The 14,513-nt window shown below is 46.3% G+C and carries 14 protein-coding genes; 11 read left to right on the top strand and 3 right to left on the bottom strand.

Going from position 1 to position 14,513, the window contains the following annotated elements:
• Nucleotides 1-37 precede the first annotated feature (37 nt).
• The 3 genes from A8708_RS06920 to A8708_RS06910 all read left to right on the top strand — a co-directional run bounded on the left by A8708_RS06920 (nucleotide 38) and on the right by A8708_RS06910 (nucleotide 1,715).
• Nucleotides 38-808 carry an arylamine N-acetyltransferase family protein gene (locus A8708_RS06920; protein WP_068662765.1) on the top strand — a complete coding sequence of 257 codons (771 nt, stop codon included), beginning with the start codon at nucleotides 38-40 and terminating at the stop codon, nucleotides 806-808.
• A gap of 120 nt (nucleotides 809-928) precedes the next feature.
• Entirely contained in the window at nucleotides 929-1,231 is a 303-nt protein-coding gene (locus A8708_RS06915; RefSeq protein ID WP_068662764.1) for a hypothetical protein, read from the top strand.
• Nucleotides 1,232-1,244: 13 nt separating this feature from the next.
• Nucleotides 1,245-1,715, top strand: a complete 471-nt coding sequence (locus A8708_RS06910; protein WP_068662763.1) for a hypothetical protein — start codon at nucleotides 1,245-1,247, stop codon at nucleotides 1,713-1,715.
• Here the strand turns inward: A8708_RS06910 and A8708_RS06905 are convergent.
• Both A8708_RS06905 and arfA read right to left on the bottom strand, forming a co-directional pair.
• Nucleotides 1,712-3,316: a glycoside hydrolase family 26 protein gene (locus tag A8708_RS06905; protein WP_239696574.1), complete on the bottom strand. Its 1,605-nt coding sequence runs from the start codon at nucleotides 3,314-3,316 to the stop codon at nucleotides 1,712-1,714. The two genes, A8708_RS06910 and A8708_RS06905, sit on opposite strands and share 4 nt — an antisense overlap.
• A 171-nt stretch (nucleotides 3,317-3,487) precedes the next feature.
• Nucleotides 3,488-4,999, bottom strand: coding sequence for an arabinosylfuranosidase ArfA (gene arfA, locus A8708_RS06900; protein WP_068662761.1), 1,512 nt, complete (start codon nucleotides 4,997-4,999; stop codon nucleotides 3,488-3,490).
• A 147-nt stretch (nucleotides 5,000-5,146) separates the two neighbouring features.
• Between arfA and A8708_RS06895 the strand changes: the two genes are divergently transcribed.
• From A8708_RS06895 to A8708_RS06870, 6 genes are all read left to right on the top strand, one after another.
• Entirely contained in the window at nucleotides 5,147-6,049 is a 903-nt protein-coding gene (locus tag A8708_RS06895; protein WP_068662760.1) for an ArsR/SmtB family transcription factor, read from the top strand.
• Between the two features lie 75 nt (nucleotides 6,050-6,124).
• Nucleotides 6,125-6,892, top strand: coding sequence for a DUF975 family protein (locus A8708_RS06890; protein ID WP_068662759.1), 768 nt, complete (start codon nucleotides 6,125-6,127; stop codon nucleotides 6,890-6,892).
• Nucleotides 6,893-6,905: 13 nt separating this feature from the next.
• On the top strand, nucleotides 6,906-7,925 hold the full coding sequence (locus A8708_RS06885; protein WP_068662758.1) for a hypothetical protein: 1,020 nt from the start codon (nucleotides 6,906-6,908) through the stop codon (nucleotides 7,923-7,925).
• Nucleotides 7,891-8,757: a hypothetical protein gene (locus tag A8708_RS06880; RefSeq protein ID WP_157264577.1), complete on the top strand. Its 867-nt coding sequence runs from the start codon at nucleotides 7,891-7,893 to the stop codon at nucleotides 8,755-8,757. Before A8708_RS06885 ends, A8708_RS06880 begins: the two co-directional genes overlap by 35 nt.
• Before the next feature lie 165 nt (nucleotides 8,758-8,922).
• Nucleotides 8,923-9,201, top strand: a complete 279-nt coding sequence (locus A8708_RS06875) for a hypothetical protein (protein ID WP_068662757.1) — start codon at nucleotides 8,923-8,925, stop codon at nucleotides 9,199-9,201.
• 617 nt (nucleotides 9,202-9,818) lie between these two features.
• Nucleotides 9,819-11,582: a glycoside hydrolase family 2 protein gene (locus A8708_RS06870; protein ID WP_068662756.1), complete on the top strand. Its 1,764-nt coding sequence runs from the start codon at nucleotides 9,819-9,821 to the stop codon at nucleotides 11,580-11,582.
• Between the two features lie 35 nt (nucleotides 11,583-11,617).
• On the opposite strand, the gene A8708_RS06865 is transcribed toward A8708_RS06870, so the two are convergent.
• Nucleotides 11,618-12,454: an AraC family transcriptional regulator gene (locus A8708_RS06865; protein WP_068662755.1), complete on the bottom strand. Its 837-nt coding sequence runs from the start codon at nucleotides 12,452-12,454 to the stop codon at nucleotides 11,618-11,620.
• Between the two features lie 164 nt (nucleotides 12,455-12,618).
• Here A8708_RS06865 and A8708_RS06860 point away from each other — a divergent pair, with 164 nt between their 5' ends.
• Together A8708_RS06860 and ypfJ are read left to right on the top strand one after the other, a co-directional pair.
• Entirely contained in the window at nucleotides 12,619-13,539 is a 921-nt protein-coding gene (locus tag A8708_RS06860; RefSeq protein ID WP_068662754.1) for an NHL repeat-containing protein, read from the top strand.
• Nucleotides 13,540-13,662: 123 nt separating this feature from the next.
• Nucleotides 13,663-14,508 carry a KPN_02809 family neutral zinc metallopeptidase gene (ypfJ, locus tag A8708_RS06855; protein WP_068662753.1) on the top strand — a complete coding sequence of 282 codons (846 nt, stop codon included), beginning with the start codon at nucleotides 13,663-13,665 and terminating at the stop codon, nucleotides 14,506-14,508.
• Nucleotides 14,509-14,513 lie beyond the last annotated feature (5 nt).

The raw sequence follows: 14,513 nt of genomic DNA, 5'->3' as shown, positions 1-14,513 counted from the left end.
GAACGTATAACAACTTTAAGGATGGTGTCTTCCCTTGATGCATTCAAACAATCCAATTGAGAAGTATCTCGAACGCATCGGTTTTCATGGTTCGCTCGATGGCAGTGCGAAGACATTAGCCCATCTGCAGGAACGGCACCTGCACACGGTTCCCTATGAGAATCTTGATATTCTCGAAGGAAAAGCGTTATCGCTTAATCCTCAGGATCTATTCGAGAAGATTGTCATACGCCATCGTGGTGGATATTGTTTTGAAACCAATGCCTTATTCGGATGGCTGCTTCGTGAACTCGGCTACAAGGTGACGGACTTGGTTGCCCGTTTTTGGCGTGATGAGCCCAATCTGCCTCCCAAAAGGCGCCATCATGTCTTGAAGGTAGAGGCTGAAGGCGTCAACTACCTGTGCGATGTTGGCGTGGGCGGAATCGTACCCCGCAGACCGCTTCCATTCGTCGAAGGTGTTGCCCAGAAGCAAGGTGAGGAGATGTACCGTTTAGAGCGAGATCCCTATGACGGCTGGGTGCTTTGTGAGCAGAAAACGAAGGGGTGGCAACGCATCTACTCTTTCACAGAGGAGCCTCAGCTCCCCAAAGACTATCTATTTGCGAGTTTCTGGTGTGAAAAGTCCCCGGATTCGGTTTTCAATAAATCCGCTATTGTTGCGATACGCACGTCAGAAGGAAGGCATACCCTTGCTGACAAGGAGTTCCGCGTATTCAGCGCTACAGACGTGCAAACCTTTACACCACAGACAGACGAGGCGTACAAAGAAGCTTTATTCACGTATTTTGGCATACGTCTTGACTAAATAGAACTTGAGAAGGCAGCTGACCTTAGGGTACGGTTGCCTTTTTAGCCTAATTACCCCCTGAAATCGACGAAATTCGACGAATCTGTATAGGAGTTATAGCATAAGGAGTGAATCACGATGGCGAACAATTACAAACGCTTCATTCATAATCAATTCGAAAAAGCGAAGTCTACCGCATCCGAGTTCATTTCTCCAAGAAATGCGGAACAAGATGAAGACATGATAGAGCTCGACCCACGTTATGTGGATAAGCTGAAAGAAACTGCCGATCTACAGCAAACCACTGTAGAAGCGATCGTTAATGGACTCATTGCGCAATATTTGGCAAGCGCTACTTACGAACTAACCCCCATCTCTGTGGATCAAAAGGAAGCAAACCCGCTGCTATACTTGGACGGTATTTGCAAACAAGAAGATTAAGGAGGTCTGATCGATGGATAATCACTTGAATATTCAGGATGCCATTTTTCTGGATGAAACAGCTCTAGCTGCTCTTATGAACCCTAAAGACCCTCGATATATCAAAGCAAGATCCATGTTTCTGGATTTACATGATCTTGAACGTAATTACATGACGACGAACTCCATTGTATTCGATCTCCATGAATGGCTGCGGAATGAATATAGTTATGAGCAGGCGGAATATTTCCTGAAGGCGATTGAGAAAGCAGTAAGTAGAGGGAGATTGGCCGTCATCTCAAGCGGCCCGGAATTTGAGGGGGAATCGCGCAGATTGTTAATGGATAGGCCCGAGCTCCGCTTCTCACTCAGCGAAGCCCTTACGGCTGTAACCATGTCGTACTATCAGGTGAAACGCATTTTTACTTTTAATCGTAATTTCATGATGCTAAAGAATTTGGATAAGGACATTCGTATTATTCCATCCCATCATTTCGGCAATTAAGGTGTAACAGCAGTTGTGCGAGCGATAGGTCCAATGCCTGATTTGACAGCAGTCACTTCCATTTGATCATTGTAAGCGACGACATACCAAGGTGCTGATGCAGATTCTGGCCGAACGCCAATTTCGATTTCCCATGGAGCTTCATAACTGGCACCAAGGAGTTGATCCCCTTGGTAAATAGCAATTGCAAAGGGCGGCTTACCCTCTTTATTGACAAGTTTAGGATAGACAAGAGCGGTCTGTCGACCAGTAGGAAGAGAACTTGTCAAGACTGGTGTATAGCGGTATGGAATGGGATTTACCCCTGGCTCTACTTTACTCAGAAACCAATCGGATGCAATCAGCCGTTGATAATACCCGTCCATAAATGGATTTTCCCCGATGTCATAGACATAGCTTCCGTTCGTTCGAATCGCCTGAGCCCGACTGAAATTAAAGTAAGTGATTGCTTTTACTTGTGGAAACAAGCGCGGGAGATGGCCATACATGTAACCCAGCTGACTCTCTGCCCAGCTCCAGTAAGCTTGGTTAGTTGGCAAATACGTATGAGCAACAGCACCCTCAGAAATCATGATAGGTTTATGGCTATATCGTTTATAGAGAGGAGCGAAGGTATCGATCACGGTACCTTGGAGCTGCTCTTTTTCTGCTGAGTAAGGGGTGCTATATAAGGAGAAACCCACCCAATCTACATAGGCATCGCCTGGATAGTAACTATCGATCGTATCTGGCGGCCAGAAGTTTGGCGACCATACCATGGCGACATTCGGTGCTTCTTCCGCCATAATGTCATGAATCAGGCGGAATTTCTCGATATATTTCTGCGGCTCGCCGTGCCACGGCACCCAAGCTCCGTTCATCTCTGAAGCATAGCGGAGGAAAATGGGGATGCCGGAAGCTTTCGCCTCCCGGGCGAAACGGCGAACATATTCATCATCTTGCACGTCGTCTAAGCCGAACCGCGGTTCCCAGCCGATCTGAAGTGCGCCGTCTAGTTCCTTCACCCTTTCCGCTGTTCGCGCGGGAAAGTAGGTATTGGTGTCGGTCTGCACCTTGCGCCATCCCACGTATGACAAATACAGTGCGTGCTTGCGGCCGTAGACATCTTCAATCTTCGTTACATCATAGCCAACTCGCCGATCTGCTCCCAGCATGCCGATATAGACCCCTGATGCAGGCTCATGTTTGGCAAGCGTGAGGGGAGATTCTGTTGGTTTAAGTGGTTGATCCGGTGTCGGAACGCGGAGATAGAGTTCCATATCTGTTGAAGTGGCTTGGTTAGTGGGCCAACTAGACATAAGTGGAAGTGCCGAAGGAAGACCAGCATGGTAGGCATCGATCCGCTTCCGATAGGCTGTTGCGGTCTCAGCATGTCCGGTTTGTTCCGATTTCTTCTCTTGGTTGAGCCAATAGGTGACGATATCAGGCTGCTTAGGTTGTGAAGAAGGAGTGACAACCGGAGGAGGATCCAGCCTGACAACGGCATCAAGCGAATGGGATTCGCGCGAATCGCCGCCAGTCTTCATGACAAGCAAGGGAAGCGCGATACAGCTCGCCAATCCGAGGAGGGTTGTAAGCCCCCAAGCAACTTTATTTCGCATGATACAGGTTCCTCTCATAGGGGGATTCCTCTTCATTGTATGCCCAAACTCGAAGGTGGGTCAATGACGTATAATTGCAGGTTCGCGCAACAATGGCGTGATGAAAAAGCGGGTCCCGTGCGCATATTATGCTGAAGGGACCCGCTTCGATGATAAGGCAAGGGACAACCATTATCCTTGCTTAGTTTGAAGGCGAATAACGTTCCAAGATGCTTTGGCCAGGTTACTTTTGACATGTCCATTGTCAAGGACGGACAAACCGTCATGATGCGGCTTAACATGATGTGGGTTAGCCTTCGTATTTACGGCTTTCAAGTCTTCGTGCTGGAGCACGATGTGCTCAATCAAGCTAAGGTCACCGAAGCTGCGGATATCCAGATCGAGTTCCATAGTCTCGGTGAGATGGCGATTGACGGCAAAAACCGTAATATAGCCTTGCTCCTCGTCGTATACGCACACCGATTCCAAGTAAGGGACGTCGGTATAATCTTTGGCATCATATTTAGGTGAAGAATTGACCGTATGAAGGACAGTGCCTCGGCCGTAGACGGAAGCATGAAGGAACGGATAGTAGGTCGTTTGCAGCCACAGAGGGCCACCTGTTTCTGTCGTAATCGGTGCAATAACATTAATCAATTGTGCCATGCAGGCCATTTTGACACGATCAGCATGCTTGAGTAACGTAATAAGGAAACAACCAACAGCTAGGGCATCTTCATGCGTATACACATCTTCAAATTCGGGTGGAGCAATCTGCCAACGCTCTTCGGCGCGACTTGATCCAATGGTATGCCAGACATTCCATTCGTCTAAGGAGAGCATAAGCTTCTTCTTGCTGCGCTTCTTGGCTTTCACATAATCACAGATGGCTGCGACGCTGCTAATGAAACTATCTAAATTAAGCGATGAGGCAAGGAAATTGGCTGTATCGTTGCTATTATTATTGTAATAAGCATGGAGCGACAAATAATCAACATTCTCATAGCTCAAATCCAGAACGGTAGCTTCCCAATCTGCAAACGTACTCATACCGCTCGATGAACTGCCACAAGCCACTAACTCGATACTAGGATCTACCCAACGCATCACTTTGGCCGTTTCATTCGCGAGGCGACCATACTCAACAGCCGTCTTCGTGCCAATCTGCCAAGGGCCATCCATTTCGTTGCCTAGACACCAGGTTTTGAAACGATGGGGTTCCTTATAGCCGTGGGAAATGCGCAGATCACTATAATAGGAGCCAGAAGGATGATTGCAGTACTCAATCAGATTTCTAGCATCGTCAATGCCGCGTGTGCCGAGATTAACCGCCATCATCACTTCAGAACCAACTAACTTCGCCCAATCCGCGAATTCATTCGTGCCCACTTCATTCGTCTCCGTTGTCCACCATGCTAGTTCTAGCAATCGTCTACGGTCTTTCTTAGGTCCAACGCCATCTTCCCAATTATATCCGGAAACGAAGTTGCCGCCTGGGTAACGAATAATCGGAACTTGCAGCGCGCGGATCGCTTCCATCGCATCTAGTCGGAAACCATTCTCATCTGCCGTAGGGTGATCGGGTTCATAAATCCCTCCATAAACAGCCCGTCCCAGATGTTCGATGAAGGATCCGTATAGACGAGGGTCAATTTGAGCTAGAACAAAACTTTTGTCGATGAGCATTTGTGAACGTAAAGACATGATTGATCGCTCCTTATATTAATAATTAATATATTTGTGAATTCTACTTATGTTGATTTCATCTTTATTATGTACGATAATGGAGTTGATCATCAATGGTTATTTTATAGGATTAATAAAATTGCGTATTCTAAAGGGTGTGAACGAATGTATCTTAAGACAGATGCTGCTTCGCTTCAAGTGTATGAGGCATTGGCGAGTGAAGTTCGCCTGAAAATCATAGATAAACTATTCATAAAGGAAATGCACATTAAGGAACTAGCTGCCGAACTCTATCTCAGCAATGCCATTGTCAGCAGCCATGTTAACAAACTCGAGCAAGCAGGACTTGTAGGGAGTAAGATGAGGCGTGTTAACGGTGGAACTTATAAATATTGTTTCGTGAATACGTCCTATTTGCAGATTAAGCTATCTCCGGAAAGAACCTCCTTGCATAAATGCAAGGAAGTGTCCGTGCCAATCGGACATTACACCGATTATGAAGCGTGGCCGACATGTGGGCTTGCTACGACCGAGAAGGTCATTGGCAACTATGATAATCCGGCCTATTTTATGGATCCTGAAAGAGTAGAGGCTGGTATTCTCTGGTTTGGGAGAGGATTTGTCGAGTATAAAGTACCCAATTATTTGTTGAAAGATGACTCTCTGAAAGAAATAGAAATCTCACTGGAAATTGGCTCGGAAGCTCCTCAAGTAAATGAGAATTGGCCATCAGATATTTGTTTTACACTGAATGAAACGCAGCTTGGTGTATGGACAAGTCCTGGTGACTATGGAGAGACGAGGGGGAAGCTAACACCAGAGTGGTGGCACTCGGATGTGAATCAGTATGGGCTCCTGAAGGTTCTTCGGATTACGGATAGGGGGACATTCATGGATGGTCAACGACTTTCGGATATCAGCATCACGGACCTGCGTATTGATCCGAAGTACTGGGTGTTTCGAATAAGTGCGGAGGATACGAAACGTGGGCGCGGTGGTCTAACACTTTTCGGCAAGGGATTTGGCAATTACGAGCAAGATATTAAGATGAGATGTTTTTATGAGTGAGGGATAGCGTATTGTTCTATGACTTTCCAAGACCCAATAAGATGGTATATATGTATTTATTTGAGGAGGGATTGCGTGGGTTGGTCACGTAAAGAGTTGAAGAGCAGAGCCAAACAAGTACTTCGCACATCGTATTGGAAGGCATTTCTGGTTAGTTTGCTGCTTGCCATTGTTGGAGGCGGGGTTCCGAGCTGCAATAATTGGGGTTCAAGTAATGGGGCATCGTCGTCGTCATTCAACATATCAGACTGGCATCTAGGCACGGGGGATATTTCGGATGGTGTCGGTGCACTCATTCTTGTTATCATCGTCATTGTTGCGATTATAGCTGGTTTGTCAGCGATAGCCTTCAGTATCTTCGTACTTAATCCGTTTAAGGTGAATGCACAGCAATATTTCAAACAAGCCTCCCAAGGCGATGTGAATATGAACTATCTCCTATACGCATTCGGCAAAGGAAGATACCTAGGCACGGTTGCTGCTATGTTCTGGAGTGCTTTACTTAATTTCTTATGGTTTTTATTGCTCATCATTCCAGGCATAGTGAAGTCCTATGCGTACAGCATGGTGCCATATATCCTTGGCGACAATCCGACTATTGGTCGGAAAAGAGCGGTTCAGCTCAGCAACCAGATGACGCGAGGCCATAAATGGCGGATGTTTGTACTGGATCTCTCGTTTATTGGGTGGTTCCTTCTTGGTGCAATAGCGCTCGGCGTAGGAGTGTTGTTCGTATTACCGTATTATAATTCTACCAAAGCAGAGTTATATGTGGCACTGCGTCAACAGGCGTTATATGATGGACTTAGCACCTCGGAAGAATTACATTTACCGATCTCATAAGGAGCTGATTGTTGTGTCCGTCCAAGTAGCGGTGAGTAAGACGCAAGCAACCACGACGACGTCCAAGCATTCGATTACAATGATCATGGGCATGTGGCTTATCATTGGTTTGTTTATTGATGGTTTCGCCCATAATCATGGCGCAGTAGAAACATTTTTTACACCGTGGCACGCGATTCTTTACTCTGGTTATTTGGCTTGTGCGGTGTGGATCTTTATGATGATCCGTTCGAACAAAATCAGCGCGCAATCCCCAACATGGTTCACAGCAATTCCTGTCGGCTACAAACTTGGTGTCGCTGGCGTCATTCTTTTCTTTGTCGGCGGGCTTGGTGATATGTACTGGCATACTGTGTTTGGCATTGAGAAAAATATTGAAGCCCTGCTTAGCCCTACGCATCTCCTGCTGCTGACGGGTGCCTTACTGATACTGACAAGTCCCTACCGTGCGATCAGCGCTGCTGAAAAGGGTGCAGCACCAACGTTTCGCCAATTGTTACCGGCGTTAACTTCAGTAGGACTAACCTTCACGGTGTTCGCCTTCTTCCTCATGTACGCCTGGTCCTTTCGGCAAAATCTGTGGATGGCTAGAGGTGAAGATGCGATTGGCAGAGCTGTCGTGGATTTCCTCCTTACCACGATGATTCTTGTGATTCCATTGATGTTCGTCCTGCGCAGATGGAAACTCCCGTTCGGGACGGTGACGTTCTTCTTTCTATTTGAGTCGATGTTCCTAGCGGTACTGGACGGGTTCCGGGACTATAGCTCGATTATCATTCTGCTAATTAGTGGTGTGATCGGCGATTTATTATTTCGAGAGATCAAAGAGCGGGACAGAGCAGATTGGCGGTATAAAGCCATCTTCTTTGTACTTCCGATCTTGATCTGGGGGCTGTATTTCGCACATTTGAAATTATTTGAAACGTTGAACTGGACGCCAGAGCTCTGGGGTGGATCCATCTTCTTATGTGCATTGTCCTCACTCGGGTTAAGTATTCTTGCAGGGCCGGTTTCATCCGACAAAACCGAATGAGAGTCATGCTGTTGCCATAGCTTGCTTCTTCATACTCCTATCCGCTTGCGGTTCGTCAGCCACGACGGTTGATATGTCCGATATGTCCGGGATGTCGGGAATGACGATGGCATCATCTGTTGCACATCAGCATACGAGCGATGCGATTGCTCATTTTGCAGTGGATTCACCCCATAATTTACCGAAAGAGATATCCAACATCACGATATTGGTTCAAAATAAATGGAATCGCCCCATCGAGAAATTCGATGTCATGCACGAGAAACTCATGCACCTTATTGTGGTTAGTAAGGATTTGTCCTACTTCGAACACGTGCATCCGACCTATGCTGGCGCCGGGCGATTCGATGTCCAGACATCGTTTCCAGCAGGAGGCTATTATCAGCTTATTGCGGATTTCACACCAACGGGCTCGGGGGAAAGTGTGCAGTCCCATTGGGTGACCATTGACGGGAAGGCGCCGAAAAACGTTAAATTGCTCCCGGATAAACGTTTAACGAAACAGGTCGGTGACAAGGAAGTCACCCTAGCTTTCGATCATCTCATGGCAGGCATGGAGCTGGATATGGTGTTCTCGTTTACGCAGGGAGCAGCCAAAACACCCGTAACGAATCTACAGCCCTACCTGGGGAGTGTCGGACATGTCGTTGCGATCAGTGAGGATGGGAATGATTTCGTTCATGTACATCCGACGGATTCAGAAGCGACTTCGGGGCCGACCGCGGCGTTCAAAATTGTGTTTCCAAAGAAAGGAATCTATAAAATTTGGGGCCAATTTCAGCAAAATAATGAAGAGTTCATCGTTCCTTACGTAATTCATGTAAATTTGTAATATAAAAGAAATATAGTCGTCATCTTCCATACATGTTAGTCGGTTATAATAAAAGACGACCCCCTTTTTAAATATAAACCTTTAGACCCGCAGCCCGTTGCTGTGGGTCTCTTTTTGCCTATCTATGGTACAATAAGAGGCATACATCGAATAGGAGTGAGAAGAATGACTGCAAGCGTGAACGAGCAGGAGCTTTTACAATTCATCATCGGCAAGACGAAGGCGGATCCCAAGCAAATTGAGTTAGTTCTGAAACATGAGAAAGCCTATATCGCCAAGGTAGAACAAAGTTCGAAAGGTGCTGTAGATATCGACAGTGATGACTTGATTGATCATATTCTTGGCCGTCCAGACGTGAAGCTAAGCGAGCTTGCGGTGGATACGATTCTTGAGGCCGAGATGGAGTATCTGATGAAAAATGGCATGGCTGGCTACATGGATTAATGTTTGCTCTGAGGACCCTCACGTAGAGAAATCTACGTGGGGGTTCTTTTGTGCTTGGGCACATTGACTGTAACAGTCAAGAAATGCCGATGGTAGCCAGCCTGCAACAGCAAATAACGCGAAATAACTGGAATTCCTCCATCTAAATTCCGTGAAAATCGTGCTTTTGGAGGAATAACTGGATTTTATGTAGCTAATTTTACCCTGTTCTATTGGAAATCAAGAATTAGAGGGAATTAGATGTACTTTTTCCATTTAAATGAAAATATTGAAGGGAAATCGCAGAAATAGATGTAGTTTTTCCAGTTAAACGTGTAGGAGGAGAGGGGAAGGGGGAGTGAAAGAGTAGCGTGTTGGAGTAGGAGGTAAGTGTAATTAGGAAAGAGTAGCTAGTTGTAGTAGGAGGTAAGTGTGGAGATAGAAAGTGATGTAGCAAGGTGAATGTAAGGGGGAAGTGAGAAGTAACAAGTGAGCCATGTAGAGTGACATTAAGTTAACCTTAAAGTTAATTGAATAACATGTATTGACTTTATTTTTGAGGGATTGCATAATGAGTTTAGGATTTATCACGTTATTTAGTTAACTTACAAATTATTCAATGGAGGTTTTCCTTTACAATGAGCAACCAACCGAGAGCTGAATATCCTAGACCGCAATTTGTACGAGATAGCTGGATTAACTTAAATGGGGAGTGGCAGTTCGAGTTCGATGATGCTTCCATAGGTACGAAAGAGAAATGGCACAAGGGTGATAAAGCGTTCTCGAAGACGATTCAAGTTCCTTTCGCTTTTCAAAGCCAATTAAGCGGTATTGGCTCTAATGAATTTCACGATATCGTGTGGTACCGCCGCGATCTCGAGATTCCGCAGTCTTTTGCCGGTAAACGAATTCTGCTTCACTTCGGCGCGGTGGATTACCTTGCATCGGTTTGGGTGAATGGCATTCTGGTGGCCACGCACGAAGGTGGCCATACACCATTCCATGCGGATATTACGGAAGCGCTTCAAGCAGGGACGAATTCACTTGTGGTGAAGGCAGTGGATTTCAGCAAAGACGTAACACTACCAAGAGGAAAGCAGTATTGGAAAGCGGATTCCGCTAGTATTTTTTACACAAGAACGACAGGGATATGGCAAACAGTGTGGCTAGAGGCTGTTTCTGCTAACGCCCACTTAGATAAGGTGAAGATGACGCCGGATATTGATGCGAAGCAAATCGAAATCAAATATGAAATTGATGGTATCGACGCGAATTCAACGTCCAAATACCAACTTAAGGTTGATATTTCTTGGAAAGGCGAGCTAGTTTCCGAAGATGTATATGGCATTAGAAGTGGGACAGGTGCACGGAAGATCCGTTTGAATGATTTTAATGATCATGGGCTTGGCGGATGGTGGTCACCAGAGAAACCGAATTTATATGACGTTACGTTCACGTTGCTAGTGGATAATGAGGTTGAGGATGTTGTAGGAAGCTACTTCGGGATGCGCAAAGTTTCGATCGAGGATGGCAAGTTGTGCTTGAATAATCGTCCGTATTTCCTGAAAATGGTGCTGGATCAAGGCTACTTCCCAGATGGGAATTTGACGCCTCCGAGCGATGAGGCGATTAAACAAGATGTTGAGCTTACGAAAGCGATGGGCTTCAATGGAGCTCGTAAGCATCAGAAACTGGAAGATCCAAGATTCCTGTATTGGTGTGATGTGCTTGGGCTTGTTGTCTGGAGTGAAGCGGCGAATGCCTATGAGTATTCGGACAAATACGTAGGTCAATTTACTAAAGAATGGGTTGCTTCGATGGAACGGGATTATAATCATCCGTCGATTATTGCATGGGTACCGCTCAATGAAAGCTGGGGTGTCCCGAACATTCAAATTGATAAATTGCAGCAGCAGCATGCTTTGACAATGTATCATTTGAGCAAATCGCTGGATCCTATGCGCCCAGTTATTTCGAATGATGGATGGGAGCTAGTGACAACCGATCTGTTCGCCATTCATGATTATGAGTGGAGAGAAGAGGTGCTCGCGGAGCGTTACAGCTCTAAAGAGAAAGCAGTTCATGCGATGCCGGCGAATCGACGTTTATTTGTCGAAGGGTTCCCTTATCAAAATCAGCCGATTCTCGTTACCGAATTTGGCGGGATTGCCTATAAGAAGAGCGAATGGGAAGGTTGGGGCTACTCTGGCGCAGATAATGATGAGGACTATGAGCAAAAGCTGCGTGCCGTCATTCGTCCACTCCTGAACTCAGGCGTTGTCCAAGGGTACTGTTATACACAATTGACGGATGTTGAACAAGAGATCAATGGGTTGCTTACCTACGATCGCAAGCCTAAAATCCCTGTGGAAATCATCAAAGCGATTAATGATCGCAAGTAACTAACGAAGCCGAGGCTATTGCAGCCTCGGCTTTCTCACGATGATTTCCCCTCATGCTTCAGCATGCGACGGAACTCTCGGGGGGAAAAGCCTGTATAGGTCTTAAATAACGTAGAGAAGTTATGCTGCTCAATCCCGACAGCAAGCGCGATGCTGCCGATAGGCTGATCTGAAGCTAGCAGTTTTCGTGCCTTATCGATTCGCAGACGTTTCATGTATTGGATAGGGGAACAGCCTAGGGTGGTATGAAAGGCTCTAATAAAGTAATTGGGATGATAATGAGCGATTCCAGCGAGCTGCTCGACAGTTATTTTCTGATCCAGATGCTGTTCAATATATTGAAGTACACAATGCATTTTACGAGTCGCAGACAGTGGATCGGAGATTTCCTCGAAATTCTGCTCAAGGAATTGACTCAGTAAACTAAGAAGTGATGCTCTAGCTTTGAGAATAGAAGCAGGGGATGGATCATCATTTGAGAGTATCATATGTTGGAACCAAGCCTCGATCTCAGAGCAATCCAACTTATCTATAGACACGGGAAAACGATACATTTCGAATAAATCTCGATTCCCGACACGGGCGGTGAAGTGGCACCAGTATTTATGGAAATTCTGCCCGCTGTCAATGGAAATCTTTTGAGCGGAATGACAAGGAAGCAGAATAAGCTGGCCTGGATGTAAGTTGTACGTTACCCCATCCGATTCGAGCACCCCTCGGCCACTAACGATGTAATACAATCGGTTAAAGCTATGAACTTTGTTGTCACGTTCCCAATCGTCGCATATGTGTTGTTCTTTGGAAACGATTACATCAACATGCAGATTGGTCAGTATGCTGCGCAATGAATTTTCCAGAACCTCGACCGCCATGTAAAGCCCCTTTTCTAAAAACAAAGTTAGTTTTCACTACAAATAGGTTAGCAAAATAGAAGATTCATGTAAATAGAAAAGGTACGATGTAAAAGGAAATAGAGTCTATGTTGAATCAGGTAAAGTAGAGGGAAGAGATATTCAATATAACTAAGGAGCCACATATGAAAACAGGAAATCAGCAATTTATGACGGAAGTCGTACAAGGGTGGGGCAAGCTGCCGGAAGGAAAATCATTCGGCTATACGCACGGAATCGTGGTAGATCAGCAAGACAATGTCTATGTCCTTCACACGGGGCATGAGAATGTTACCGTATTTAACCAGTCTGGGGAATATCTGCGCTCCTGGTCTGCAGCAGGTATAGCAGACGGTGCCCACGGCTTTTATTTACATGTCGAACAGGGGGAGGAATTTCTCTATCTGACCGATGTGAATTTAGGAACGGTTATAAAGACAACCTTGAAAGGAGAAATCGTCCTACAGATTCAACCTCCACAACTTCCGGATGTATACAATGAAGAGAAGAAATACAAGCCGACAGATCTCGCTGTAGCTCCGAACGGGGATATCTATGTGACAGATGGGTACGGTCAGCACTGGATTCATCGTTATTCAGCAAGCGGTGAGTACATCACATCCTTTGGGGGAACAGGGAATGAGCCAGGCAAGTTTAAGTGTCCACACGGCATCTCAGTGAAGCTTGATGGGGAGGAGCCGCAGCTTTACGTAGCGGATCGCGGTAACTTCCGCATTCAAGTCGTAGATCTTGAGGGCAACCATATTAAATTTATTACAAATGATATGGATATGCCGTGTAGTTTTTATTTTACCGGTGACTACATGCTGTTCCCTGATCTTCACAGTCGTGTTACCGTTTTCGATGCCAAGGATGATACGCTTGTCGCTCATTTAGGTGAAGACCAGCAAGCATATAAACAGCAAGGTTGGCCGAATTTAGCGAAGGACTATTATCGTGACGACAGATTTAGCTCTCCACACGGGGTGTGTGCTGACTCCAATGGTGATGTCTATGTAGCCGAATGGATTTCGGATGGCCGAGTAACGAAGTTGCGTCGCGTGTAAAGTTAGATGAAGTGACAGGCATTTGTTTTGAAAAAGAAATTCCTGGGTAAGTGATTTCTAATCTATGCGTCTCGAGGCAGCTAAGTGGAGAACGCATTTCACAAACCCAGGGAGGAATGAATTATGCAATGGAGAGGCAGAGAAGGAAGCGGGAATATTGAAGATCGCAGGGGCATGTCGACAGGCGGCAAGGGGATCATTGGAGGCGGACTCGGGCTGGTTATCGTACTCATTATTACGCTACTTGGCGGCAATACCGAGGATTTGCTTGGCGGCTTGCAAGGCAACTCGCAGCAACAAAGCAGCTCTTATACGGAATCTGCCCAGGACAAAGAAATGAAGGAATTCGTCTCCGTGGTGCTGGCGGATACTGAGAAAGTGTGGGCAGAGGAGTTCCGCAAGGAAGGTTTGACGTATACCAATCCGAAGCTTGTCCTCTATATGAACCAAGTTCAGTCTGCCTGTGGTTCGGCATCTTCGTCGGTGGGGCCATTTTACTGTCCTGGAGATGGGAAGCTGTACATTGATCTCAGCTTCTTTCAAGAGCTTAAGGACAAGTATAAAGCGCCGGGCGATTTTGCAATAGCCTATGTCATTGCACATGAAGTCGGACATCATGTGCAGACGCTGCTGGGCACGACCGATAAACTAGACGCGCTTCGGCAGAATCTGAGCGAGAGGGATTACAACACGTATCAGGTGCGCTTTGAACTTCAAGCCGATTACCTGGCTGGCGTTTGGGCGAACCATGAACAGCAGATGAACCTGCTGGAGATGGGTGATGTCGAAGAAGCTCTTGGTGCGGCGAGTGCCGTCGGCGATGACAGGCTGCAGAAGCAAGCGCAAGGATACGTCGTACCTGAAACCTTTACCCATGGCACGTCCCAACAACGTGCGAACTGGTTCAAGAAGGGATATAGCACTGGAACCATTGAAGGCGGAGATACGTTTAGTGCGTCCAGCTTGTGAACATG

The sequence above is a fragment of the Paenibacillus oryzisoli genome (genome assembly GCF_001653565.1).
Classification (GTDB): Bacteria; Bacillota; Bacilli; order Paenibacillales; family NBRC-103111; genus Paenibacillus_E; species Paenibacillus_E oryzisoli.
Note: the sequence above shows the minus strand (reverse complement) of the source record. Positions and strands in the feature narration are given on the sequence as shown.

Excerpts from the sequence above, each read along its gene's own strand:
- A8708_RS06905 (WP_239696574.1), bottom strand. The coding sequence starts at position 3,316 with ATGCGAAATAAAGTTGCTTGGGGGCTTACAACCCTCCTCGGATTGGCG.
- A8708_RS06895 (WP_068662760.1), top strand. The coding sequence starts at position 5,147 with ATGTATCTTAAGACAGATGCTGCTTCGCTTCAAGTGTATGAGGCATTG.
- arfA (WP_068662761.1), bottom strand. The coding sequence starts at position 4,999 with ATGTCTTTACGTTCACAAATGCTCATCGACAAAAGTTTTGTTCTAGCT.
- A8708_RS06915 (WP_068662764.1), top strand. The coding sequence starts at position 929 with ATGGCGAACAATTACAAACGCTTCATTCATAATCAATTCGAAAAAGCG.
- A8708_RS06860 (WP_068662754.1), top strand. The coding sequence starts at position 12,619 with ATGAAAACAGGAAATCAGCAATTTATGACGGAAGTCGTACAAGGGTGG.
- A8708_RS06875 (WP_068662757.1), top strand. The coding sequence starts at position 8,923 with ATGACTGCAAGCGTGAACGAGCAGGAGCTTTTACAATTCATCATCGGC.
- A8708_RS06870 (WP_068662756.1), top strand. The coding sequence starts at position 9,819 with ATGAGCAACCAACCGAGAGCTGAATATCCTAGACCGCAATTTGTACGA.
- A8708_RS06910 (WP_068662763.1), top strand. The coding sequence starts at position 1,245 with ATGGATAATCACTTGAATATTCAGGATGCCATTTTTCTGGATGAAACA.
- A8708_RS06920 (WP_068662765.1), top strand. The coding sequence starts at position 38 with ATGCATTCAAACAATCCAATTGAGAAGTATCTCGAACGCATCGGTTTT.
- A8708_RS06865 (WP_068662755.1), bottom strand. The coding sequence starts at position 12,454 with ATGGCGGTCGAGGTTCTGGAAAATTCATTGCGCAGCATACTGACCAAT.
- ypfJ (WP_068662753.1), top strand. The coding sequence starts at position 13,663 with ATGCAATGGAGAGGCAGAGAAGGAAGCGGGAATATTGAAGATCGCAGG.